Genomic DNA, 24,690 nt, shown 5'->3' on the forward strand with positions numbered 1-24,690 from the left:
AGCAAAAAATATAATTGGAGGTAAAAATTTAAATGCCACTTATTTCGGTAATAATCCCAGTGTATAATGTTGAAAAATATTTAAGCACTTGTTTAGATTCAGTCCTAACACAATCGATGATTAATTTTGAAGTATTGCTCATTAATGATGGCTCAACTGATGGATCAGCAGATATTTGTGACCAGTATTCAAATAAAGATAACAGAGTAAAGGTCTATCATAAAATGAATTCCGGACCTAGTAGTGCTAGAAATTTTGGGATTCAAAAGGCTCTAGGGGAATATATAATGTTTATTGATGCCGATGACTATATAGATCAAGACACTTTTAAAATAGTAAATTTTGAGGCGGAAAGATTTGGTGCAGATATAGTAGTGTTCCCTATATTTGAAAAAAAGGGAGAAGTCATTCAAATATATAATATTGCTGAGAGTTATTTTGATGACAAAGAAAGCAAAAAAGGTTTCTTAAAAGAAGTTTGGCTGAAATCTGGTTTATTAGCTTCACCAGTTAATAAAATATATAAAACGGAGATTATTAAAAATAATAATATTTTATTCAATGAGGAGTTTTGTATAGCAGAAGATTATTTATTCAACATGGCATATATTGATGCTGCTAGGAAAGGTCTTAGTATAAAAACACCCTTGTATTATTATGTTAGACATAATAATAGTATTTCAACTAAGGTTTTTTATAATAAATTTGATATTGCGTTAGCTGTATATAAAGAGTCTTTAGGATTATTGAGCAAGTATAGTATTAAAGAGGTAGAGTATATCAATAAAATTCATACAGAATTTGCAACAGGCTTAATTCGTGCAATGTATGAGGCAACTAGGCGGGGGTATAAGAGAAACTTTTTTAAAAAGCTAAAAGAAATTAAAAAGTGTATGAGTAGTAAAGAGACGAGGGCACTTTTTACAGGTTCTCTAGATTTTTCTACTTTCAACAATTTTGTTGTTTTTTGTTTAAAATATAAACAAAGCTTTATTTTTTATTTAGTGTTTAAACTAAAAAATTTATTTTTTGAATAAACTTTAATGTCATAAAAATCTTAGATTTCCGTACCGAATAATGGACGGATTTTTTTATTTTGTTTTATTTAAAATCAACCTAAGAATAGAACTCCAAGCTAGGAAGAATAGTAGGTCTAAAAATTAACTTATTTTAGTATATTTGAATATTTTTTACTGAGTATTTTTTAGTAAGAGAGGGGTAATCTTGATTTCAATTAATCTGACACAAGGGCAACTATTTGAGATTATGGAGAATATTTTTAAAAAGGGTAATGAATTGGAAACAAAAGATGCAGTAAATGAAATAAAGCAAAGCATACTCACTGTTTGTGCTACAAATTCTGGAGACAAAAAATAAATTATTCATTATAGGAGATAAGGAATATGAAAAGAGTAATCGATTTAATTATTTCACTAACTCTATTAATCTTATTATTTCCAATTTTAATTTTAGTAGCCATAGCAATAAGGTTAAAAATGGGCTCACCTATATTATTTACCCAACAAAGACCTGGCCTATTCGGGAAGCCATTTTCTCTTTATAAATTTCGTACAATGAGTAATTTATATGATGAGCAAGGTAATTTACTCCCAGACGACAAAAGATTATCAGGCCTAGGAAAGTTTTTAAGAAAATATAGTTTAGATGAGTTTCCCCAGTTACTAAATATTATAAAAGGCGAGATGAGTCTAGTTGGCCCAAGACCATTCTTAATGGAGTATTTATCTCTTTATACTAACGTTCAGATGTTGAGACATAATGTTAGGCCTGGAATAACTGGTTGGGCTCAAGTGAATGGTAGAAATGAAATTACATGGGAGGAGAAATTTAAATTGGATATTTGGTATGTAAAAAATCAAAATACGCTTCTAGATTTGAAAATTCTCTTCTTAACTTTTTTTAAGGTTATTAAAAGGGAAGGTATTAGTCAGCAAGGCCATGTAACGATGGAAAAATTTAAAGGCTCAAATGAAGTAATGTAATTATGAAGATCATTATATTGGGAAATGGTGGCCATAGTAAGGTCGTTCAAGAAATGGTTAATTCATTAAAAATCCATAAAATTACTGCCATTTTAGATGATAGGTATGAATTTGAAAGACAAGAAAATGGAATGATTTATGCACCTTTTTCTTCAATTAAAAGGCTAATGAGTAAAGACACTAGAGCTGTCATTGCGGTAGGTGACAATTTTTCCAGAAAAAAAATTGTTTGTACATTAAAACTACGAGATGATCAATATATTTCAATTTTTCATCCAACCGCAGTTATAAGTAAGTCAGCTATTATAGGAAATGGTACAGTTGTAATGCCAAAATCAGTTATTAACGCAGAAGCTTTTATTGGTAATCATTGTATTATTAATACCGGCTCAATTGTAGAGCATGATAATAATATTGGTGACTTTTCACATGTTTCGCCTAATTCCACATTAACCGGAAATGTTACATTAGGTGAAGGTGTTCATATTGGTGCATCAGCAACAATAATTCCTGGAATTAGCATTGGGGAATGGTCCGTTGTTGGGGCAGGATCGACAGTTATAAAAAATATCCCTTCATACAGTAAAGCTGTAGGAACTCCAACGAGAATTATTAAAAAGATTAAGAGTTAAAATTTTTATAAAAAGGGGGTAATTTTTGTGACGTCAACAAGGATTTATTTATCACCACCTCATATGAGTGGGAATGAGCAAAAATATATACAGGAAGCATTTGATTCAAACTGGATTGCACCTCTTGGACCAAATGTGGATGCATTTGAAAAAGAGATTGCATCTTATGTAGGAGCCAGTGAAGCAATGGTCGTAAGTTCAGGTACGGCAGCGATTCATTTGGCTCTTTCTTTATTAAACGTAACAAGAGGAGATATAGTATTTTGTTCAAGTCTTACGTTTATAGCAAGTGCGAATCCAATTCTTTATCAAGGTGCTGAGCCGGTCTTTATCGATTCCGAACGGGAAACATGGAATATGTCACCGAGAGCCCTTGAAAAAGCATTACGTGATGCATACATAGAGAACAAACTACCAAAAGCAGTAATTGTTGTAAATTTATACGGTCAAAGCGCAAAGATGGATGAAATTGTCTCTTTGTGTAATCAGTATGAAGTTCCAATTGTTGAAGATGCAGCTGAATCACTAGGTTCTACATATAAGGGAAGAGCAAGTGGTACGTTTGGATATTTTGGTATTTATTCTTTTAATGGAAACAAAATTATTACAACCTCTGGAGGAGGAGCTTTAGTATCAGATAATGAAGAGTTGATACAGAAAGCACGTTTTTTGGCTACACAAGCTCGTGATCCAGCACCATATTATCAGCATTCGGAGAGCGGATTTAATTATCGAATGAGTAATCTATTAGCTGGAGTTGGAAGGGCGCAACTTCAAGTGTTAGATGACAGAGTTAATAGTAGAAGACAAATATTCAACCGATACTTTGAGGAACTGTCTCGTATACCTGGGATCAGTTTTATGCCTGAGTTAGCAAATACGCAAAGCAATCGCTGGCTAACTACATTGACGGTTAATGAAAAGGACACAGGAATTTCCTCTAAATCATTAATTAAAATACTAAATAACGACAATATCGAATCGCGCCATGTTTGGAAACCACTTCATTTACAACCAATCTTTAAGAATAATAAATACTACTCCCACACAAAGCAAGAAAATATAGCTGAGCAATTATTTGAAAAAGGTATGTGTCTTCCATCTGGTTCGAGTCTTACAGATGAGGAACAAAACAGGATTATCAGTTGTATCAAGAAAAATATTGATAAGAGCGTGAAAAAGCTAAGCATGAAATAACTGAAATAAAGAGGTGACAGATAGTGATTGGGAGAAATATTCATAAAATCCGTAAAAAGAGAGGACTTACTTTAACTCAATTAGCTGAACAGGCCAATATATCTAAATCTTACTTAAGTAATATTGAACGTGAAATTAATGACAATCCTTCAATTCATGTAATGGGAAAAATCTCGACAGTATTAGGTGTAGATTTGAAAAATTTGTTAAATGAAAAATCTGAAACTACACTTTCTCCGGAAATTGAGTGGCTTGAATTGGCAAAGGAGTTAAAAGAATCTGGAATTGGACTTGATGATCTTCGTGAATATAAAACGGTTTTTGAATTTGTGAAATGGAAAAATACAAAGATTAATTTTTAGTAAAAGGTAACTTTTTCTAGCTATTAATCTATGAAAGAAAAGGTGTGAATGAATTGGTAGAAACTACGAAAAAATTACTTCTCTTATTTGAGAAAGGGGAAAAGAAAAAATTACTTTTATTATTTTTTATGATGATAATTGCAGCGCTTTTTGAAACTTTTGGAATAGGAGTTATTGTACCATTCGTAGGAATTGTAACAAACCCTTCCATTATTAAAGAACATTCTAGCATCAATTTTTTATATAAACTGTTTAATTTCCAATCGACAACATCTTTTTTAATATTTTCGGTATGTATATTACTAATAATTTTCATTGTTAAAAATTTATATATACTCCTTTTCCAATATGCTCAAAACCGAGTTATTTTAAATCAACAAGTTAAACTATCTAGGAGACTATTTAAGGAGTATTTATCAAAGCCCTACATATTCCATATTCAAAGAAATACCTCAGATTTACTTCGAAATGTAAATATAGAAGTGCAGAATCTATTTCAAGGAATTATTATGTCGGCATTTCTGTTATTAACGGAATTGCTTGTAATTGCTAGTATTATAGGGCTGCTACTTTATACAAATACTCTTTCAACCCTTGTGGCTTCAATTTTATTAGGGGGAAGCGTATATTTGTTTTTTAAAGTTTTTCGAAAAAAAGTGAACGAATTTGCAAAAGAGCAACAGGCTGTTAACGGAACGATGATTAAATGGGTTAATCAAGGTTTAGGAGCAAGTAAGGAAGTAAAAGTATCAGGTAAAGAAAGCTTTTTCGTTAATGCATATACAAGTAAAAGTCAAATTAATGCAAATATCAAACGTTATAGAATAATGTTAGAACAATCTCCTCGTCTTTTTATTGAAACGATTTTAGTAATGATTGTATTGGTGATGGTTCTAATCATTATTTTACAAGGTAAAAATACATCAAATATAGTATCTACAATGGCACTTTTTGCTATGGCGGCATTCCGATTAATGCCTTCAATTAATCGTGTTATGGCAGCAGTAACAAGCATTCGCTTTAGTAAACCTTCTTTATCTGTAGTTTACGAGGATTTATTTACTAATAATGAAACGTATCCAACTCAAATAGACGGTGAATCTGATTCAATTAAAAATGAGAATAGAGCATTTACAGATTCTATTGAGTTAATCAATGTTTCATTTCGTTATCTAAATCAACAAGAATACTCTTTAAAAGATATTTCATTATCGATCCCAATAGGGCATTCAGTGGCATTCATCGGTGAGTCAGGTGCAGGTAAAACGACATTAGTAGATATGATTTTGGGGTTATTCGAACCAGAAAAAGGCAGTATTTTAGTGGATGGTAAAAATATAAGTGAATTGAAATCTGTATGGCAAAAGAAGATTGGTTATATCCCACAAACAATATTCTTAACAGATGATTCGATTAGAGAAAATGTAGCATTTGGAATTCCAAAAGATCAGATTGATGAACATGCTGTTTGGAAAGCATTAGAGCAAGCTCAGCTAAAAGGTTTCGTTAAAAGTCTACCAAGTGGATTGGACACACCAGTGGGAGAACGCGGAATCAGGCTTTCAGGAGGGCAACGTCAACGGATTGGAATTGCTAGAGCTCTATATCATAATCCAGAAATTATATTTATGGATGAAGCAACTTCAGCATTGGATACTGACACCGAAAAGGATATCATGACTGCAATTGATGGTTTAAAAGGTGAAAAGACTTTAATTATTATTGCACATAGATTAAGTACAATTAAAAATTGTGATACAGTTTTTAAAATGAGTAACGGTAGATTAGTTTCGATAGAGAATAAGCTTGGAATGTCAGTGATATAGATTTGTACATTAAATAAAGGATTGTGGGGTATCAAATGAAAAAATTAATAAAAGAAACTCTAAAGAAACTTATAACAAATTATTATAAAAGAAAATATTGGAGAAGGTTAACAATAGATATTAAAAATAACAACACAGATTCTAGTAAAGAGCTTAGTGACAAAAGATCCATACCGTTTATCAATAAACCTGGTATAGCATTTTCATTTGATGATAGCTTTAGGGTTAATGATTGGTATAAATATGGAAAAGATATGTTTGGATATTATGATGTGAAAGTTACCTTTAATATAAACGCTTTCCATCATCACGAAGGTAAACGAGAACATACTCAAGAAGAAATCGATAAGATTATTGAGCTACAGTCAATGGGTCACGAAATAGCTCATCATGGTTTCAATCATCAAAACGCAGCTAATTACGTCAATGAAAATGGTTTAAGTACATGGATTGAGAATGAAATAAAAGCATTATTTAGTTGGATTGAAAATCAGGCTCATTCTAAAACAAAAGAAAAATTTAAAAAAACAGTTTCCTTTGCTTTTCCATATTCCAGTTACAATGAAAGTATTGTTTCAGAAATTACACCTAAATATTTTAAGGTCGTTAGAGGAGATTTAAGAAATAATAAACTAGTATCATTTAATCATACTGGCTTTGTTGAGTCTATTTGTATAGATAATATAAAGTTAGATGGTGCAAATTCAATTAAAGAGATACTTAAAATAGCAAAAGATGCTGGGAAAAATATAATCTTTATGTGTCATTCGATTTTACCAGACGAAGTAGATTGGAATGATTTTGGTTGGGATGAGAAGTCTGAAGAAAGTGGAAAGTGGAGAGTCTCAACAAAAACAATGCAAACAATCATTAATGAAGCCAAAAAACTCGATTTGGAATTTTATACTACGTCTGAAATCGCCGGGGTGGCTAGTTTTATTGATCGCAATATGGAAAAAGCTATAAGAGAGAAGATTTCAAATCCCTTTGAAAAGTGGATTTCGATTTTAGAACTAATCAAGATGACAGAATTAGACCTAAGTGGAAAAAATATTAGCAATTTAGACGGAATACAATATTTTCTAAATTTAGAAAGGCTAGATTTGAGCAATAATAATATTTCTGATTTTAGACTCCTAGACAAACTCCCTAAATTAAACAAGTTAAATATTAGTAACAACCCAGTAAGTGGGGACCAATCCTACTCTAAAAAAATTTTAAAAAGCTAATAAAGTTTAACGAATTTAAATTAAGGGGTGAATGAACATGGCGCTTAAAGAAGCTCTGTGTAAAAATAAATTTACATATTTTTTTATTTCCCATATTAGTAAATCAAAAAGAGCCTTACTTAAACATATAATTCCTAGAAGTGTATTTAATCTAAACAAACTCTTTAGAGTAATCAAAGTGAATAAAACTAGTCAATATGAACAACTAAAAATACTTCAAAGTAAACACAAAGGTCAAAGATGCTTTATCGTAGCTACAGGCCCTAGTTTAACTGCTGCAGATTTACAGCTTTTAAAAGAAGAAGTAACGATTAGTATGAATTCAATTTGTTTAGCTTTTGATGAGACAGACTGGAGACCAACATATTATGGTATTCAAGATGTAGGAGTATTTAATCTACTGCAACCTTCCATAGAAAATTCAGGATTACAATATAAATTTATTAGCCACACAATTGCGAAACAAAAGCAAGTGTCTGAAGGATATTATGTTTTTCCATTAAATTTGTTAGATCATATGATTCCTCATAAAAAATATAAAACTAAATTTAGTGATGACGCTTTTAAGGTAATATATGATGGATATTCTATTACATATTCAATGATCCAATTAGCAGTCTATATGGGGTTTAGTGAAATCTATTTGATAGGTGTAGATTGCAACTATTCTCTTAATAGTCCACAACATTTTAAGGACTATGGATATAGAGAAACTTCATCAGAGGCAGTTATTAGAATGATTAATGCTTATAAAGAAGCAAAGAAATTTGCAGATCGTAATCAAATCAAAATCTACAATGCTACAAGAGGAGGAATGCTCGAGGTGTTTGAAAGGGTAAACCTAGAAGATATTCTAAATAAGAATGATAACCAACAATTATTAAGTAAAAAGACTATTTAGATACAAAATTTGGATCACTAAAATTTGGATTTTAAGTATAGAGTTAAATTCGGAATATTTTATCTTTAGCAATTGACACTAATATAATTAAGTGATAATTTAACTTTATCTATTGTTCTTTATTGTGAACAAACTAGTTTTATTATTAACTTTAGTGAATCATTAACAAACTTTTTATATGATTTTGTTCGTTATAAGAAACGTATATTCAGGAAATTAGGAGGAGAATTCTATGAAAATGATTGGAGTTATTCCGGCTAGATTTAATTCATCAAGATTTAAAGGTAAACCTTTGGCTGATATATGTGGGAAACCAATGATATGGTGGGTTCATCAACAAGTAAAGATGGTAGAGGAACTTAGTGAAGTTTATGTAGCGACAGATGATCTAAGGATTCAATCTGTTTGCGAGGAATATGGTATTAAAACAGTAATGACATCTGAGAGTCATAAAACACACTTAGATAGACTTTATGAGGTCTCTACTAAGGTAGATGCTGACTTTTATGTAAATGTAAATGGAGACGAACCATTAATCGAGTCTGAAGCAATATCTAAAATATTACCGAAAGATGTTGATTCAAGTTCAATTTATGTAGCGAATCTTATGACGGTTTTAAAAAATCCGTTAGAGGCTGTCGACTTTTCGAAAATAAAGGTTACAACAGATATATACGGAAATGGACTGTATATGGCTAGAAGTCCAATTCCATATCCAAAAGGTACTTATGAGTTTAATTTTAAAAAATTTGTCGGCGTTCAATGTTTTACTAAAAGTGCTTTAGAGTTTTGCTATAACGCTAAAAGGGGACCTATTGAAGAGGCGGAAGATATCGATGAATTTAGATTTTTAGAAAACGGACAAAAAATCAAATTTATCGAAGCTGAAGTTACTACGTTATCCGTTGATACCCCTAAGGATCTAGATAAAGTGAGATTGATCATTAAAGATCGATTGGAATGCGTGGTGTAAATATGAATAATATTAGGTTACTCGACTGCACATTACGCGACGGTGGCTATATTAATAATTGGAACTTTGGGCAAAAGAGCATTAAGAAAATAATTGAAAAATTAACAAAATCAAATATTGATATTATAGAATGTGGTTTTGTTAGAGATGTTGATTTTGATAATCATAAGTCAATTTTTAATAATGTTGAAAGGATTAAAGAATTTATAAGCCCAAAGAATAAAAACATTACCTATGTAGGAATGATCGATCAACCTTATATTTCAATCGATAAAATTAAAGACAATGATGGTACATCCATAGACGGTTTTCGAATAACATTTCATGAGAACGAAAAAGAAATTGAAGAAGCCTTAGCTTATGGTCAAATGTTAATGGATAAGGGATACAAAGTTTTTATACAACCAGTTGGTACTACAAGCTATTCTGATGAAAAGCTTCTTGAGTTGATTAAAAAAGTAAATAAGTTAAAGCCATTTGCATTTTATTTAGTCGATACACTTGGTATTATGTATAAAAATAATTTGTTAAGAATGTATCACCTAATTGATCATAATTTAGATGAATCAATTAGTATTGGATTTCATTCACATAATAATCTCCAATTATCATTTTCAAATGCTCAGGAACTCCTATCACTTCATACAAAGCGAAATATCATTATTGATTCCTCAGTATTTGGGATGGGGAGAGGAGCGGGCAATCTATGTACTGAGCTTGTAACTCAATATATTAATGAAAATATAGAGAAAAAGTACAATGTTGTTCCTTTACTGGAAATTGTAGATGAGTATTTAAGTAAGTTTTCAAATGAATCTAATTGGGGATACTCGGTCCCTTACTATATCGCAGCTATAAACAATTGCCATCCGAACTATGCTTCATTCTTAATAAATAAACAAACCATTTCAGTAAAATCTATTAATACAATTTTAAAACAACTCCCAATTAAGAAAAGGGATATTTACGATGAATTATATATAGAAGACTTATATATTAATCATCAAATTCATTTGGTTGACGATTCAGAAGATCTAGAAGCCTTAACAGAAAGAATATCCAATAAAAAGATACTAATAATCGCTCCAGGTAAATCAATTGAAACAGAAGGAGATAAGATTTCCAACTTTATTAAAGATCAAAATCCTTATGTCTTTAGTGTGAATTTTATACCAGAACAATATCAAATTGATGCGATATTTATGAGTAATATCAAAAGATTCAATAGTATGTTCGATTCAATCAAAGAGATAAAAAATTCTATCTCAATTATAACTACATCAAATATTCCTAATACACTAGAATCTGATTCACTTGTAGTCAATTACTCTGACTTACTCGTAGACAAGGTAACAATCTCTGATAATGCTGGTTTAATGTTATTAAATTTATTAAATCGTTTGTCGGTAGATACAGTCTATCTTGCTGGCTTTGACGGTTTTACGCTAGATAAAATGACAAATTACTTCTCTACTGATTTGATTAACAATATAGAGATGGAAGAGCTTGTAAAGAAGAATGAGGATATGAGAGAGCAATTGGAGTCACTTGAGCAAGCAATGAAAATAAACTTTGTAACGACCACAATGTATTGTGATCTCAACCTAATTAGTAAGGCTTAATCTTTAAATAACTGGAGGTAAAATGAAATATTCTACTGTTATATTTGACTTAGATGGAACATTACTAGACACCTCAGAAGGAATTATGGTAGGCGCTAGTTATACAGCAAATAAGATGGGGGGACCAAACTTAACTTTAGCTCAACAAAAGAACTTTATTGGCCCATCACCTTTTTACTCCTTTATGCGAGAATGTGGTTATAATGAAAGCGAAGCGAGAGAAGCTGTAGAAATCTATAGGGAAAGATATAGGGAAAAAGGTCAATTTGAAGCAAAACATTATGAATTTATTCATGAACTACTAATTACATTAAAGGAGAAAGAGTATAAAATTGCAGTAGCTACTCTTAAAAGGGACGATTTGGCAAAGGAAATCCTATTAAATTTTAAGTTAAAGTCATACTTTGATTCGGTGAATGGGATTGATGAGATGGATACGCTGAGTAAAGCGGACATCATTCAAATGTGTCTAAAAGATTTGCAACAGAATGATTTATCAGAAGTTGTTTTAATAGGTGATAGCATACATGATGCAATTGGAGCTGAACACGCCGGCGTTGACTTTATTGCTGTAACGTATGGATACGGTTTTAAAAGTAAGGAAGAAGTTATAGAAAGTAAAAATGTTTTTATAGCGGAAAATGTCAAAGATATAATAAAGTTTTTAGATTTATAGGTTATTTTCTAATCTATTTAAATTCCTTTGATGAAGGTCCATTTTCTAATAAGCTGTAATAATTAAGTTTTGTTCTTAATAAAGAATAATCCGTTAGTAATAGAGCCGTTCTTATTTAAGGATTTATAGTGAAAAAGGAGCAAGTAATCGTGACGTGGAAAAAGATCCTTTTAAGATTTGGTTTAACATTAATGGGTTTAGTAGTAGTAGCCGGGTTAACTGGTTTGTTCATATATCATCAAGTAGAAAGTACGGGTAAAGTAATTTATCAACCGATTAAAAAAACTACTAAAAGATCTGAGCCAGTAAGTGTCGTTAAAAAAGATCCATTTTCTATTTTGTTACTGGGTGTTGATAAACGTGAAGGTGATCGAGGGCGATCTGACTCATTGATGGTACTAACCGTTAACCCAAATACTAATACAACGAAAATTATTAGTATTCCTCGAGATACCCGTACATTAATTGATGGAAAAAATAAAGTAGATAAAATTAATCATGCCTATGCCTTTGGTGGAGTACAAATGTCAATTAATACAGTAGAAAAATTCTTAAATATTCCAATAGACTATTATATGGAAGTGAATATGGAAGGTTTTAAGGATGTTGTAGATGCAATTGGCGGTGTAAAGGTTGATAACGGATTGGACTTTTGGAATGATGGAGTGCATTTCAAAAAGGGATCAATTTCACTGGATGGGGAAGATGCGCTTAGTTTTACACGTATGCGCCACGATGACCCTAGAGGTGACTTTGGTAGGGAAGAAAGACAAAGACAAATTATTGAAGCCGTTATCCATCAAGGGGCAAGAATTGAAAATTTAATTGCTTATAATGATATTTTAAAATCGATTCAAAATAATTTAGTAACAAACTTTACATTACAGGAAATGTATAAAATTCAAAAAGACTACCGCCAAGCAGGTGGGAATGTTGAACAAGAACAGTTGCAGGGAAGCGGAGAAATGATTAAAGGGATTTACTATTATCAGGTCCCTGAAAAGAACCGCCTAGCACTCTCAAATGAATTACGTACACAACTAGAATTAAAGTAAAAGTATGATTAGAAAAAAAGCGAGATCATTTGATCTCGCTTTTTTTTAGCTTGTCCAATTTATATATTAGTTGAAGATATTATTTTGAACGAAAGGAAGCAATACTTTTGGAACAGTAATCTTATTGACGGCATTACCAGTTAAGGTATTAGTTGTAATGGAAACATTTGTTGGCGGAGTAGTGTTTTGGTCTAATTCAATTGCAGCGCCAGTGTGCCATGCATCACCTTTATCTGTAGTGTAAGAAATGAGGTTCCCTGAAATAATTAATCCTGATAAAGAACCTTTTTTTCCACTCGCTGTTTGGTAAATACCATTTTTACCAGAGGAAATCGAGTTATTTGTAATATTTATGTTTGTCATAGGTCCATCTTGAACAATTATTGAAACCCCTGAAACCCCAGTAAAAGTATTTTGATCTACTGTTACATTTTTTGTAGTTCCCTTGATATTTACCCCGAAAGAGTTAATCTTTTTAAACGTATTCCCTTGAATTGTGAGTCCATCTATTTTTAGAACATCATAAACATTATAATCTGTGACAATTCCGGTATCAAAATTCGTAAACGTATTATCAATGAAGGAAGTATTTTTTATATCTGTCACGGATGCAAAAGTATAAACAGCTGTACCAGTACCATTTCCAGTAAAGTCATTTCTCATAAATTTTGTACCCTCTGAGCCTGCCACGACTGTAACTGCGTTTTGGTTTGTAGAAACGATGTTATCGTAAACTTGAGTATTTACAGAATTGATTCCCCAAGTACCTTCTACCCTAAAACCTTCCTCTGTATGAATTGTATTATTGTAAATTTCTAGATCCTTGTTTTTTATCCAAATAAAAAACTGTTCTACATTAATAGTATTATCATGAATTTTTGCACCATTTGTTTCCATTACTAAAAATCCACCAGTAGTACATGTTACTGTGTTATTGTTGAATTCAACATGATTGAAATAGTTATTATCATTCTTTCCACCCTCAAGCTGAATACAGTATGCTCCATCGGATGCATTAGAGGTAAAAGTATTATTGTATATTTTTGCATCATCAAAATTCATTTCTTCCCACGGTTCAAAGTGTAACACAGGACGTCCGATTGTGCTTGTACTAATATTATTGAAGATTTTTAAATGATTTGCTTGTTCAACGACTATATTTGAACGACCATTATTTTCTAGAATATTATTAGAAATTGTTACATCGTCACTAGCAAGTGTTGAGCCTGAAATAGAGACTCCATCACCGACAGCATTTATTAATCGATTGTTATCTATTACGATTCGATCCGCATCATATGCAAAAATACAATGCATGTGCTCAATGCCATCCGGATGTTTTGATGCATTTCCATCACACGTAATATTTTGTATTTTTGTATCATTTGCCATTGTAATGACACGATAATAACCAGACCCACTTGTATCGGACAGTTTTAGAGTAACAGTATCACGGCTCTCACCTTCTATGTTAACAAATGGTTTTAAAAAGATTGGATTCAAACTATAAGTGCCTGCGGGAACGAATACAGTACCTCCACCTCTTGCGCCAAGATAATCAATCGCTGATTGAAAAGCGGCAGTGTCATCTGTTGTACCGTTACCAACTGCACCAAAATTTTTAACATTAACTTGTCCGTTCGGAGCTGAGACGTTTACTAGAATTGACTGAGTTAAGCCACCAAAACTAGCGCTGATTGTAGCTGACCCTTGATTAGTAGTCGTTACAACACCCGAAGTGTTGACGGTTGCTACGTTTTGGTTAGAAGAAGAAAATACACTTTGAGAGGTAACATTTATGACTGATTGATCTGAATAGATTGCTTGGACGACGAGTGTTTTAGATTGGTTTGTCGTTAGATCAAGACTACTTGGAACGATAGTTAATGATACTAACGTCTTGATAGGAGGGACTGTAGTATTAACTGTAATTGTAGTAGTCGCAACTACGCCATTCAGACTTGCCGTTAAAGTCGTAGTACCATTACTTTTAGACTTTATTAAACCCGAACTACTAATTGATGCTACTAATTTGTTTGAAACTGTATATTTAACTGAGTTTGTAACGTCTTTGTTTGTTTGATTTGAATAAGTTGCTGTTACTTTAACTTGTTGAGTTTGATTAACTTTTGTAAATGTATAGTTTGATGAATTAAATGATAGAGACTTAAGACTAACAACTTTTGCTTGTTGTGTTTTAGCGGTTCCTGAAGTCGATTTCTGTGGATTTTTAATTGCAACAACATTTCCTATTACTATAGCAAGCAATAAAATTGCACTAATAAACAGAAATAATGTACTTTTCAAGAATTTAACATCTCCAATTACTTTTGATTTATGTAATATAGTATGGTCCTAATCTATTATGGTGATAGTAGATTAGTGGAAATTATTTAATTGAGGGGTTATAGCTAATTTGAAACTATATTAATAGGATTAACGGATTAATAGACTATTATTCAATCTCAATGACCTTCTTATAACTAGTTAGGTTATTTTTTAAAATAAATGTGACTAAATCAATAAAAAAACACAGGGAAATTAACAATCATCCTGTGTTTTTTTATTGAAATCCAATAATAATGACTAAAATCGAGGCTTAAAAGTAGAAAGGAGCAGGGAATTTTTGTCTCTCAGAGATAAGAAAATTTTCCTATGTCTTCAGATTCATTAATAAATTTTATACTTAATTTCTCGTCAAATTAGTGATAATTTCGATATTTTCTATAATAAGTAGTACTAAAAAGCGGGTGTAAATAACTATTTGAATTAGGTATGAAGTACTAGTTTATAGTCTTATAGACAAATAGATTTGTTTTGGCTACATAAAACAACATAAAAACTTAAAATTAGTCAATTAATTCTTAAAATAGACAAATAATTATGTCGAAGTTTGTAGATAGAGCTGTTTTTAAAAATTTAGGGTAATTGTTAGATTATTTAGTCTTTTGTATAGTTAAATTGTATACGTTCTCACTGGAGAACAGAATACAAAATATATACAATTTAGGGAGAGAGAAAGAAATGAAAAAGGTTAAGAGTAAAGTTGTAATAGGTATTGTATCTGCTGGTTTAGTTATTTCTGGAGGGATTGCATTCGCAAGTACTAATGCAGGGGAGTTATTAACAAACTGGGCTAATTCGAAAACTTCTGATGCAAAAACTGAGCTTTCTTCATCATACCAACCAAAATATGATTCTTCTGTTGCAGATATGAAAACTAACGTAAATAATTACAAAGTTGATGCTGCAAACACAATCGAATCAGTTGGAGACGCTCAAACAAAGTTGGCAAATCAACAAATTAGTGCGGCTTTAAATGAGCATATTGCGGCAATTTCTGAAGCTATGGCAGCTTTAAATATGAGTATTCCTACCGATTTTGCTAACTATGTTTCAACAACAAACGGCAAAACAACTTCTGATTTAAATGCATTATCAGATACGCTAAATAGTAGCTTTAACACTCAGCTTTCAGCAGTTGCTAAAAGTGCGGATACAAAACTTCAAACTAATTTAAATTCTTCTCGCACAACAGCTGTGAACACTTTAACGCAAAAAATTAATGATGCCAAAACTGAAATCTCTACTTTAATTAATGGACAAGCGTCTGATTCAGAAAAAGCTGTTTTAGATCACTTATCATCTGAAATTGCTCGCATTGAGGCTTCACTAAAAAATGAGATTGATACACAAAAAGCTGATTCTATCAAAACTTTAGAAGATACGCAAAAACAAACTGTTAGCGATGCAACTAAACAGCTACAAGATTTAGTAGATGCAATTAATAAGTAAGAAGTAAATTCTCTAAAGGTTTGTTTTTTCATTGTAGTCATTGGGAGGTAAATTATGCAGAATAATACAGAAAAAACAGAAAAACAAACATGGATCTCCAAAAAAATAAATAAGCTTTTAATTGGATCTGTTACGTTAAGTGGTGGATTACTTATCGCAACAACATTTTCATTTGCCGATACGAATTTACCAGCAGCAATGACTGCGTGGACAAAAAAACAAACTCAGGAAGCAAGTGATTATATTATTGGTATGACAGAAGCAGAAACAATTAAGCAAAAAGCACGCTTAGTTAAAGAGGTGCAAGAAAAGTCTAATGAATCTGCCGAAGAAATTCAAAAATATGCAACGCAAAAAAGCTTAGAATCGCAAGAAGAGCTACAAAAGTATGGAGATCAACTAATCAAGCAAATAGATAGTAAGAACGAAAAAGATGTACAAGAAGCAAAAGCAAAAATTGATAAAATTATACAAAACGCTCAGAAACGAGCTGAAGAAGAAATGGATCAGCAGGTTCCTATGGTGAACTCAAATAATGAAAATGAAACATCTAACTCAAAAAAAGATGATTCACAAAATAGAAACAGCCAAGAACAGTCAAGCGAGGTAGGTCAACAGTAATGGGTGCTACTAAAATTGAAGAACAAAATACATTAGAAGAAAAGAGTACAAAAACTTTTAGTCAATCATTAACTGAATGGCTAAAATTCTTCCTGATTTTAAGTGTTCTTTTAGTAATCTTGCTAAATACAGTTGGGCTAACAAAGGTGAGCGGATTTTCAATGTACCCTACTTTAAATGATGGGGATTTAGTCTTTGTGAATAAATTAGCTCGTTTTACACATGATCCAGAGTTGGGTGATGTCGCGATTATGAGATTAGAATCTGAAGGATTTGATGTTGTAAAACGAATAATTGGCGTTCCTGGGGACACAGTTTTTATTAAAAAGGGAATTATTTATGTAAATAACGAACCAGTCCCTGAAATCTCTACAAATGGGACTTCGGAAGATATGGAAAAAATAACGGTACCTAAAAATGAATTATTTGTTATGGGCGATAATCGAGAGCCGGGAATTAGCTACGATAGTAGAAGTAAAGATTTTGGGTTTATACCTATTAAAGATATTAAGGGTTACGTACTTATTTCAATTTTACCAATTCATAAAATTGCAAAACCACTAAAAGTGTAATCTGTCTAATGGAGGCACGAAGGAAAATGGAGAAGAAATCAATTAAAAAGAAAGTTGCAGTCGGCGTATTGGCTGCAGGAATTTTAACAACAGGTACTGCATTCGCATCTACAAATGCTGGAGCGTTATTTACAAATTTTGCCTCTCGACTTTTAAATGATGCGCAATCTACTGTAAGTAGTACACTGGGTACAAAAACTTCAGATGCAATTGGTGCGATGAAGGATCGATTAAATTCTTTGTTATCTAACTCAGAAGATGGGGTAAATAATAAACAAGGTGAATTATCTCAAGCTGGAGCTAATACAATTAATGGTCAGTCAAGTGAACACGTTGAAGCGATTAACAATGCTTTAACTGGCATTAAACAAAATACGCCAAACGAATTTACCCAATTAGTAAACCAACTAAATGGGCAAACGACTAGTGGTGTTGAAGCTGAAGTAAAGGGATTAAAACCAGATTTCAGTTCACAAGTTGCAAATGGCAAACTATCAATTTCTGCTGAGCAAGCAAAAGCGCTTGATGCTTTAGAGGATGAATTAGATAAAGCTAAAGCAAGTTTAGCAGATTTAATTAAAGTACAAAAAAACACTAGTGATGCAAAACTAAAAGATTATTTATCAGGTGAAATTGCTAGAATAACAGATGTTATCAATACTGCAACAAATGACTTAGAATTTAAGAAATCAAAAGCGTTAGCTACTAAAGCTACAACTATTAAAAATGATACACTTAATGATTTAGATTCTTTAGCTAGTGGATTATATGAGCCGCAAAAGAGTTATCTAGCAGACTTTGAAAGTGCTAGTTCACCATTTTCAATTGCTGGTGATTGGCAAAGAATTAATTCAAAAGTAGATGGGAAAACTGACTATTATTTAATTAGCAATAACATTTCTAATAATAGTTCTTCTACTGCTGAAGTGACAATTAATGTACCAAATAACGGATACAACGCATTCTTATCTTTTGATTATTTAGTTCTATCACAACTAGATAAGGATATCTTAACGATTTCATTAGATGGCAATGTTCTTGTCAATGCGTCAGGAACAGATAACCACTGGTCTAATGTAAATCTTGGAATCAAACCAGGTAATCATGTGTTAAAGCTTACATATGCTAAAGATAAATCTGGAAGCGCAGGCAAGGATGCTGGATATATCGATAACATTTCTTTAAAGTATGATTTACGTAAATAAATGATAAGAAGGGCACTCTTTCGTTTGAAGAGTGCCCTTCTTATTTTTGTTAGAAAAAAATCTTCAAATTAAAATGGAAACATTTTAATTTGAAGGTTTATTTGCCTTGCTTATACTTGTTAAACTCAATAAATTTTAATAATTCATCTTTTGGTATACCTGAATTAATTGCTTCTTGAAGGATATCCATCCATTCAGAATCAATAATTTTTGTTGGATCAATATCATCTTTCAGGAGGCTTTCTGCCGTTGTATTGAAGACGCCAGCAATTTTTTCAAGTACTTGAATTGAAGGATTGCTTTGTAGATTTCGTTCAATCGAACTTATGTAGGATTTTGCGATACCAGCACGTTCTGCAAGCTCTGTAAGTGACATTCCATGTTGTAAACGTAGTTTTTTAATTCGTTCTCCAATCATATAAGCTACTCCATATCTTTTTGACTATTACAAAAAGTATATCATAGTAGTGAGTAGTTCTCCTAGTTTTGACACGAATCTTTAACGCAATTGTAAAGAAATGATCGCACTTCATCAGGACTTATGCCTACTTCAATGCATTCTAGTAGTAAGTCGATCCAGTTTAATTCGGCAGAATGTTTTTCCAATTCACTGTACATGGATAATGGCCTCCTAAAATTAAGGTATAAAATACCTAGGTAACCCTGCTATCTTAGTTCGTTTAATAGTTAAAAAATACAGTGAATTAGTGCTTTTTTCCTATGTTCACAACTAAGATCAGTGGCTTTGCGTCCCAATCTCTCAATTGGTTTGCCTTTTTCTAGTGGGAGTTCTAGTTTATTAATTACAATTTTTAAAAAGTTTATAAAACAATTATATAATGAATCCAATACGTAGTTTGTAGGAATTTGTAGTTTCAAAAAAAACAATAATATTACTAATATTTCAATTATATTAAACGCATTAGATAAATCAAGGTGTTTTTTTATATTTGCAACAATTGGAAAAATTTTGAGAAAATAGATTTCGACATTAGATTAAAAAATGTCGAAACACTAATAATTGGTTGGGAAAATTTAGTAATTTTAGGATAATTTTCTTACCTTAGGTCAAATCAGAAAAAAATGATAATAAGAATTGAATTTCTAGTCACAGTGACATAGTCTATCTGGAAACATAAGTAGGAAAAAAGTAATGGGATAATTGGAAGATAATGAAACTACATTAGTTAAGTAAAAAAATAAAGTAATCATTAATTAGATTACTTTATTCTTTTAGTTTTATTTTGGTTCTCTTAGTCTTTTTAATGCATAACGATAACTAGATCGAACACTTGATTCATTCATATTTAGGTTATATGCGATTTGTGGAAACTCATGATCGTAATAGAAACGCCTAATTAGAATTTGCTTTTGTAGGGGAGAAATACCATCTAGAAAACTTATAAAATGATCTAGTGAAAATGTCTCGTCGCAATATATTACATCCCCGTGGTTTTGTTCTACGACTACATTTCGCTCATCATATTTAATTGCCTTTGTTAGCTCATTTAGTAAATAGCCCCTTACTGTAACAAATGCATAATTTGAAAAGCTCCCTTTATCACTTTGATAGTGTTGATAAGCCTTCCATAATGCTATTTGACCAATTTGATAATATTCATCTAAGTTTTTGTATATATGTAGCTTCTTCATAGTTGCTTTTATCATTCGGGAATACTGGTTTAAGCATTCCTCGAATGTACTTGGCCTCAATTTTCCTGAAAAAACTTCATAATTTATATGTTCTTCACTACTTTTCATGCTTACTGCCTTCCTAAAAGGCATGCCCTTATGTTTATTCCGCGGTGAAGTAACTATATAAAAAAATAAGAAATATATCATATTTGGAAACATCAATTAAGAATAAGAAAATAGAGTGAAAGTTGAGTATTGAATTTAAAACTTTAAATTTGCCAGAAATAATCAATTGAAATTTTATATATTACTATTTTTAAAAGAAGTAAAGTTTACTAAAACACTGGCTAGACGGTCATAGAAGTTTCAAAAATACGGAAAGATAATTTTGATATAATCGATATGTATAAAATCCTCAAAGGAGGCATATATGTCGAAATTAGATTATGTTGTAACGTATGAAACAATGCTGATTGAAGCTGCAGATCATGCAGAGTATTTAACCAAAATAACAGATAAAAACAAAGGGGTAATCTATTCAAAACGGCCAATGAAAGCAATCTTAAAAGAATCCGCCCTCTACCATAATCAATCTATTAAAGGTCATCTCGAAGTCGTAAAAAGTAAATATCCAACTATGAAAAAGATTCCTCTTATGATTAATCCCACATTATCAATTATTATGATTCCTACATCTTCGCAAAATAACATATCTTGTAAATGGCTAAATTTTATCCAAATAAATAAATATATAAAAGAGAAAAGAAAAACAAAAATACAGTTTAGGAATGGAGAAGAGAGGACATTACCAATTTCTTATTACATCTTTGATAAACAAATTAGTAAAGCTACAAAGATTATTAGTATGTATTTAAGTCAGAAAGTAGAATATAAGCTAAAATCAGATGAAGAAAAGTTAATGATGATTAAGGAGTTAATAGAAGGATATTCTTCTGATGGGTAGATAGAGGCAAGTTTCTTTGGAGAGAGTAGGGGCAGGAAATACAAAAAAGCAGGCTTTAAGATCTTATTTGATCAAAAATCCTGCTTTTAACTTTTTGAATCTATACTTTAATTATTCCTTAAATAACTTCTTGATCAGGTATTCTGATTGTCCATTGTGAGAACGCATTTATTTCTACTAGTTCTTTAGGGAAGATAAATGTCCATGGTTTACTCGTATTTGCCAGGATTGTTAATGGAGGTAGTGTGAATAATCCTTTCGCAATTATTTCGCCATTCTCATTTAACATTTCTAGTGGTAGTAATTCTAAATTAACAGCTTGTGTTGATCCATTTCGAACTAAAATATTAACGCCTAAGTTTCCTTCTTCATTATAGCTTGCTCGTAAAGCATGTAAGCTCACTTCATTTATGCGTAATTTAGGTAAGGAATTTACAAGATTGCTTAATTCTGTAATTTGTTCTTCAGAAAGTCGTCCTTCCCATGATGGATCTATATCTAATCTGTGGATAGTTTTCGATAAATCAAATGCTAACTCAAATCCTGTTTCAGGTAAATCCTCTTTTAGTAAATACTCTCGTTCAAATACAAAGCGCCATGGGCGGCTACTGCAAGGAGGCATTTCGCCAAGCTCTTCCAATCTAAATCCTTTTTTAGCTAATAGTTCTCCTTCTTCACTAATCAATAAAAGAATAGCATCTTCTAAACGAACTAATTTTTCTAAACTATTACGAACGAATGCTGTAACAGTTGCACTTCCGTCATCATTAGTTTCAAGTTCGATTGCAGATAATGACAATTGATTTGGTTTTAAAGGAGAAAGCTCATTATTTAAAAATTGATATACATAACGCTTTTCATCTTCAATATGCATTAATGGATGGAATGAAACTTTAGGAAAAATTTCAACCACTTCGTTTTCTTCAACTTGAACTGCTTGATCAGTAGATGTTTGTTGCAATAAATCACTCGATGAAACTGTTGAATCTTTACCCTTTTGTAATAAACGCTTAATCGATGATAACATTTTGTTTTACTACCCCCTGTGGACAAGATAATTCTTGGAATGTTGAAGCAAGATTTGTTGATATTTCTTGTTGTATTGAGTTATAAGTATGTTTAAACAGAGTAAATCCTTCAAATTCATATAGTCGAATTGGATCTTCTTGTTGATACTGTCTTAAGTGTATCCCTTCAATCAATTGTTGTAAATGCTCTAAATGTTCAGTCCAATATAAATCTATAGTACTTAATGCCGTGCTTTTTAAAATACTAATAAGTTTTACTTTTTTCTCTTCCTCTATCCCACTTAATACATCTTTATATACTGAAAAAGCTTCTTTTACGTTATGCCAAATCTCTTGTTCAGTATTAAAATGTTCAATATCTATTCGAAGTGGTGGTATAAGTTGTTCAAGTGCTGTTTTTCCTTCAAATAGATCCCAATCTTCAGGTGAACTATCTTTAGGATAGAATTGCATTAATAAGTGGTCAACAGTTTCTTCAACTTGACCAATAAGCCAATCTATCCCAATTTCATTTTGCAAAAAATTATTTCTTAATTGATAAATAATACGGCGATGTTCATTCGCAACACCATCTAATTTAAGCTGCCAATCACGAATTGAGGACTGTTTTTCTTCGCAAAACTTTTGTGTAGATGAAACAAAGTCATGTATGGTGGAATTTAGTACCTTACCAAATTGATCGGCTTGTAGATTCTTATATAATTTCTCTAGCTTTTCTGGATTATATTTTACAAATAATTCATCTTCTAATGAAAGATAGAATTGAGATGAACCAGTATCTCCTTGTCGCCCTGCACGCCCTTTTAATTGTAAATCAATACGCTCACTTTCATGACGTTCGGTTCCAATTACATGAAGACCACCTAAATCTGATACCCCTTCACCTAATAAGATATCAGTCCCCCTACCTGCCATGTTGGTTGAAATGGTAATCATGCCCTTCCGACCAGCTAGAGCAATCATCTTTGCTTCTTCTTCAACATTTTTTGCATTAAGGAGCTGAAACTTTATCGATTCTTTTTCTAATAATTCCGCTAAAATTTCAGATTGACGAATGGAGGTTGTCCCAATTAGAATTGGTTGTCCCTTGTTATGTCGTAATTTTACATCAGCCAGAACTGCTCTGAGTTTTTCTTCTGTTTTTTCAAACACAATATCCTCGTGGTCAATACGGATTACCGGTTTATTTGTAGGAATTCGAATAACTTCCATGTTATAAACATGTAGGAGTTCTTTTTCTTCCGTCTTTGCAGTTCCAGTCATGCCAGAAAGAATTGGGTACATACGGAAATAATTTTGTATTGTTACAGACGCAACGGTATGGTTTTCTTCAGTTGTTATTAATCCTTCTTTTGCCTCAATTGCTTGATGGAGACCGTTACTTAACGATCGTCCTTCCATAATTCGGCCAGTAAATAAATCAATTAGTTGAATCTCGCCTTCTTGAACAATATAATCAACATCGCGTTGAAATGTTAAATCAGCTTGCAATGCATTATGAACATAGTGGAAAAGCGTTGTATGTTCTAGGTCATATAAATTATCAATCATAAATGCCTTTTCAATCCTTGAAATACCTTCTTCAGTTAAAGTAATTGCTTTAGTTTCTTCATCTAAAGAATAATCGCGATCTTTTAGAAACGTACGAATAAAGCGCGCACATAGCGAGTATAAGTGTGTATTTGTTGGTTTTTTTCCAGCAATAATTAGTGGTGTTTTTGCTTCATCTATTAATATTGAGTCAACTTCATCAATAATTGCATAATGATATGGGCGTTGAACTTGTTCAACTAAAGAAGTGACCATATTATCGCGTAAATAATCAAAACCAAACTCTGTTCCGATTCCATAAGTAATATCTGCATTGTATGCAGATTTTTTAGCCTCAAAAGTTAAGTTGGGAATGTTCAAACCTACTGTAAGACCTAAAAATTCGTGAATTTGCCCAATTTGGTCCGCATCTCGTCCGGCTAAATATTCGTTTGTAGTAATAATATGAACGCCTTTTCCTTCAAGCGCACGAGTATAGGCAGGTAATGAGGAAACCAATGTTTTTCCTTCCCCAGTTGGCATTTCAGCAATATTTCCATCAAGTAATGCAAGTCCGCCGACCAATTGGACATCATAGGGGCGCATCCCTAAAACGCGTTTGGATGCTTCGCGCACTAGAGCAAAAGCATCTATTGTAATTTCATGAATAACAGCTTCGTTATTAGAAAATTTTTGCTTTAATTGATAAGTAAATTTACGTAATGCTTCATCGGTTAGACTTTCAAAGAACGGCTCCTTTGAATTTATCTCTTGAACAACTTTTTCATACTCTTTTAATTTCCGATTGCCAATAATTTTTTGCAAAGTCTGGATCAAGGATGTTCCCTCCTGAGCTGGTAATCT

Annotated in this window: 24 protein-coding genes and 1 riboswitch; of the genes, 18 read left to right on the forward strand and 6 right to left on the reverse strand. The window is 31.8% G+C overall.

Features of this window, described 5'->3' with window-relative positions; translation table 11 throughout:
- Positions 1–32 precede the first annotated feature (32 nt).
- The 13 genes from AN960_RS08195 (at position 33) to AN960_RS08250 (ending at position 12,476) form a co-directional block, all read left to right on the forward strand.
- Complete coding sequence (locus tag AN960_RS08195; RefSeq protein WP_056469428.1) at positions 33–1,037, forward strand: glycosyltransferase family 2 protein; 1,005 nt, start codon at positions 33–35, stop codon at positions 1,035–1,037.
- A 187-nt stretch (positions 1,038–1,224) separates the two neighbouring features.
- Positions 1,225–1,377 carry a YwzD family small protein gene (locus AN960_RS24400; protein WP_156339642.1) on the forward strand — a complete coding sequence of 51 codons (153 nt, stop codon included), beginning with the start codon at positions 1,225–1,227 and terminating at the stop codon, positions 1,375–1,377.
- Between the two features lie 26 nt (positions 1,378–1,403).
- Entirely contained in the window at positions 1,404–2,003 is a 600-nt protein-coding gene (locus tag AN960_RS08200; RefSeq protein WP_056469431.1) for a sugar transferase, read from the forward strand.
- Positions 2,004–2,005: 2 nt separating this feature from the next.
- Entirely contained in the window at positions 2,006–2,635 is a 630-nt protein-coding gene (locus tag AN960_RS08205) for an acetyltransferase (RefSeq protein WP_056469433.1), read from the forward strand.
- Positions 2,636–2,698: 63 nt separating this feature from the next.
- Positions 2,699–3,832, forward strand: coding sequence for an aminotransferase class I/II-fold pyridoxal phosphate-dependent enzyme (locus tag AN960_RS08210; RefSeq protein WP_056469960.1), 1,134 nt, complete (start codon positions 2,699–2,701; stop codon positions 3,830–3,832).
- 23 nt (positions 3,833–3,855) lie between these two features.
- Entirely contained in the window at positions 3,856–4,194 is a 339-nt protein-coding gene (locus AN960_RS08215) for a helix-turn-helix domain-containing protein (RefSeq protein WP_056469435.1), read from the forward strand.
- 44 nt (positions 4,195–4,238) lie between these two features.
- Positions 4,239–6,020 (forward strand): ABC transporter ATP-binding protein, encoded by a 1,782-nt coding sequence (locus AN960_RS08220; protein ID WP_502692531.1) that lies wholly within the window; start codon positions 4,239–4,241, stop codon positions 6,018–6,020.
- A gap of 35 nt (positions 6,021–6,055) precedes the next feature.
- On the forward strand, positions 6,056–7,249 hold the full coding sequence (locus tag AN960_RS08225; protein WP_056469442.1) for a polysaccharide deacetylase family protein: 1,194 nt from the start codon (positions 6,056–6,058) through the stop codon (positions 7,247–7,249).
- 178 nt (positions 7,250–7,427) lie between these two features.
- Positions 7,428–8,150 (forward strand): 6-hydroxymethylpterin diphosphokinase MptE-like protein, encoded by a 723-nt coding sequence (locus AN960_RS08230; RefSeq protein WP_286131652.1) that lies wholly within the window; start codon positions 7,428–7,430, stop codon positions 8,148–8,150.
- Positions 8,151–8,382: 232 nt separating this feature from the next.
- On the forward strand, positions 8,383–9,123 hold the full coding sequence (locus AN960_RS08235) for a 3-deoxy-manno-octulosonate cytidylyltransferase (RefSeq protein WP_056469447.1): 741 nt from the start codon (positions 8,383–8,385) through the stop codon (positions 9,121–9,123).
- 2 nt (positions 9,124–9,125) lie between these two features.
- On the forward strand, positions 9,126–10,745 hold the full coding sequence (locus tag AN960_RS08240) for an aldolase catalytic domain-containing protein (RefSeq protein ID WP_056469450.1): 1,620 nt from the start codon (positions 9,126–9,128) through the stop codon (positions 10,743–10,745).
- A 22-nt stretch (positions 10,746–10,767) separates the two neighbouring features.
- Entirely contained in the window at positions 10,768–11,421 is a 654-nt protein-coding gene (locus AN960_RS08245; RefSeq protein WP_056469451.1) for an HAD-IA family hydrolase, read from the forward strand.
- A 149-nt stretch (positions 11,422–11,570) separates the two neighbouring features.
- Positions 11,571–12,476, forward strand: a complete 906-nt coding sequence (locus AN960_RS08250; protein ID WP_286131653.1) for an LCP family glycopolymer transferase — start codon at positions 11,571–11,573, stop codon at positions 12,474–12,476.
- A 66-nt stretch (positions 12,477–12,542) separates the two neighbouring features.
- Here AN960_RS08250 and AN960_RS08255 read toward each other — a convergent pair whose 3' ends face one another.
- The gene (locus tag AN960_RS08255; RefSeq protein ID WP_056469457.1) at positions 12,543–14,783 is read right to left on the reverse strand and encodes a right-handed parallel beta-helix repeat-containing protein; all 2,241 of its coding nucleotides are present in this window, start codon (positions 14,781–14,783) and stop codon (positions 12,543–12,545) included.
- 717 nt (positions 14,784–15,500) lie between these two features.
- Here AN960_RS08255 and AN960_RS08260 point away from each other — a divergent pair.
- From AN960_RS08260 to AN960_RS08275, 4 genes are read left to right on the forward strand one after another with little or no spacing between them, the layout of a single operon-like run.
- The gene (locus tag AN960_RS08260; RefSeq protein WP_056469460.1) at positions 15,501–16,271 is read left to right on the forward strand and encodes a hypothetical protein; all 771 of its coding nucleotides are present in this window, start codon (positions 15,501–15,503) and stop codon (positions 16,269–16,271) included.
- 54 nt (positions 16,272–16,325) lie between these two features.
- Positions 16,326–16,892 (forward strand): hypothetical protein, encoded by a 567-nt coding sequence (locus tag AN960_RS08265; protein ID WP_056469462.1) that lies wholly within the window; start codon positions 16,326–16,328, stop codon positions 16,890–16,892.
- The gene (gene lepB / locus AN960_RS08270; RefSeq protein WP_056469466.1) at positions 16,892–17,464 is read left to right on the forward strand and encodes a signal peptidase I; all 573 of its coding nucleotides are present in this window, start codon (positions 16,892–16,894) and stop codon (positions 17,462–17,464) included. Before AN960_RS08265 ends, lepB begins: the two co-directional genes overlap by 1 nt.
- A 26-nt stretch (positions 17,465–17,490) precedes the next feature.
- Entirely contained in the window at positions 17,491–18,669 is a 1,179-nt protein-coding gene (locus AN960_RS08275) for a hypothetical protein (RefSeq protein WP_056469468.1), read from the forward strand.
- A gap of 97 nt (positions 18,670–18,766) precedes the next feature.
- Here AN960_RS08275 and AN960_RS08280 read toward each other — a convergent pair whose 3' ends face one another.
- The 3 genes from AN960_RS08280 to AN960_RS08285 all read right to left on the reverse strand — a co-directional run bounded on the left by AN960_RS08280 (position 18,767) and on the right by AN960_RS08285 (position 20,430).
- Positions 18,767–19,087, reverse strand: coding sequence for a helix-turn-helix domain-containing protein (locus AN960_RS08280; protein WP_025671315.1), 321 nt, complete (start codon positions 19,085–19,087; stop codon positions 18,767–18,769).
- Between the two features lie 62 nt (positions 19,088–19,149).
- Positions 19,150–19,287: a hypothetical protein gene (locus AN960_RS24405; RefSeq protein WP_156339643.1), complete on the reverse strand. Its 138-nt coding sequence runs from the start codon at positions 19,285–19,287 to the stop codon at positions 19,150–19,152.
- 35 nt (positions 19,288–19,322) lie between these two features.
- Positions 19,323–19,453, reverse strand: a riboswitch (cyclic di-GMP riboswitch).
- Between the two features lie 455 nt (positions 19,454–19,908).
- On the reverse strand, positions 19,909–20,430 hold the full coding sequence (locus AN960_RS08285; RefSeq protein ID WP_056469471.1) for a sigma-70 family RNA polymerase sigma factor: 522 nt from the start codon (positions 20,428–20,430) through the stop codon (positions 19,909–19,911).
- Positions 20,431–20,734: 304 nt separating this feature from the next.
- Between AN960_RS08285 and AN960_RS08290 the strand changes: the two genes are divergently transcribed.
- Positions 20,735–21,268, forward strand: coding sequence for a competence protein ComK (locus AN960_RS08290; protein WP_056469474.1), 534 nt, complete (start codon positions 20,735–20,737; stop codon positions 21,266–21,268).
- Between the two features lie 118 nt (positions 21,269–21,386).
- On the opposite strand, the gene AN960_RS08295 is transcribed toward AN960_RS08290, so the two are convergent.
- Positions 21,387–22,295, reverse strand: coding sequence for an accessory Sec system S-layer assembly protein (locus AN960_RS08295; RefSeq protein ID WP_056469476.1), 909 nt, complete (start codon positions 22,293–22,295; stop codon positions 21,387–21,389).
- Positions 22,279–24,663, reverse strand: coding sequence for an accessory Sec system translocase SecA2 (secA2, locus tag AN960_RS08300; RefSeq protein WP_056469481.1), 2,385 nt, complete (start codon positions 24,661–24,663; stop codon positions 22,279–22,281). The genes AN960_RS08295 and secA2 overlap by 17 nt, the downstream gene beginning before the upstream one ends.
- Between the last annotated feature and the right edge of the window lie 27 nt (positions 24,664–24,690).

The organism is Bacillus sp. FJAT-25509 (assembly GCF_001420605.1).
In the GTDB taxonomy this organism is placed as follows: domain Bacteria; phylum Bacillota; class Bacilli; order Bacillales; family Bacillaceae_G; genus Gottfriedia.

Bases quoted from the DNA above. Each gene is read 5' to 3' on its own strand.
- AN960_RS08275 (WP_056469468.1), top strand. From the start codon at position 17,491: ATGGAGAAGAAATCAATTAAAAAGAAAGTTGCAGTCGGCGTATTGGCT.
- AN960_RS08265 (WP_056469462.1), top strand. From the start codon at position 16,326: ATGCAGAATAATACAGAAAAAACAGAAAAACAAACATGGATCTCCAAA.
- AN960_RS08235 (WP_056469447.1), top strand. From the start codon at position 8,383: ATGAAAATGATTGGAGTTATTCCGGCTAGATTTAATTCATCAAGATTT.
- AN960_RS24405 (WP_156339643.1), bottom strand. From the start codon at position 19,287: ATGTACAGTGAATTGGAAAAACATTCTGCCGAATTAAACTGGATCGAC.
- lepB (WP_056469466.1), top strand. From the start codon at position 16,892: ATGGGTGCTACTAAAATTGAAGAACAAAATACATTAGAAGAAAAGAGT.
- AN960_RS08245 (WP_056469451.1), top strand. From the start codon at position 10,768: ATGAAATATTCTACTGTTATATTTGACTTAGATGGAACATTACTAGAC.
- AN960_RS08295 (WP_056469476.1), bottom strand. From the start codon at position 22,295: ATGTTATCATCGATTAAGCGTTTATTACAAAAGGGTAAAGATTCAACA.
- AN960_RS08225 (WP_056469442.1), top strand. From the start codon at position 6,056: ATGAAAAAATTAATAAAAGAAACTCTAAAGAAACTTATAACAAATTAT.
- AN960_RS08280 (WP_025671315.1), bottom strand. From the start codon at position 19,087: ATGATTGGAGAACGAATTAAAAAACTACGTTTACAACATGGAATGTCA.
- AN960_RS08205 (WP_056469433.1), top strand. From the start codon at position 2,006: ATGAAGATCATTATATTGGGAAATGGTGGCCATAGTAAGGTCGTTCAA.
- AN960_RS08195 (WP_056469428.1), top strand. From the start codon at position 33: ATGCCACTTATTTCGGTAATAATCCCAGTGTATAATGTTGAAAAATAT.
- AN960_RS08240 (WP_056469450.1), top strand. From the start codon at position 9,126: ATGAATAATATTAGGTTACTCGACTGCACATTACGCGACGGTGGCTAT.
- AN960_RS08210 (WP_056469960.1), top strand. From the start codon at position 2,699: ATGAGTGGGAATGAGCAAAAATATATACAGGAAGCATTTGATTCAAAC.
- AN960_RS08290 (WP_056469474.1), top strand. From the start codon at position 20,735: ATGTCGAAATTAGATTATGTTGTAACGTATGAAACAATGCTGATTGAA.
- AN960_RS08285 (WP_056469471.1), bottom strand. From the start codon at position 20,430: ATGAAAAGTAGTGAAGAACATATAAATTATGAAGTTTTTTCAGGAAAA.
- AN960_RS08260 (WP_056469460.1), top strand. From the start codon at position 15,501: ATGAAAAAGGTTAAGAGTAAAGTTGTAATAGGTATTGTATCTGCTGGT.
- AN960_RS08200 (WP_056469431.1), top strand. From the start codon at position 1,404: ATGAAAAGAGTAATCGATTTAATTATTTCACTAACTCTATTAATCTTA.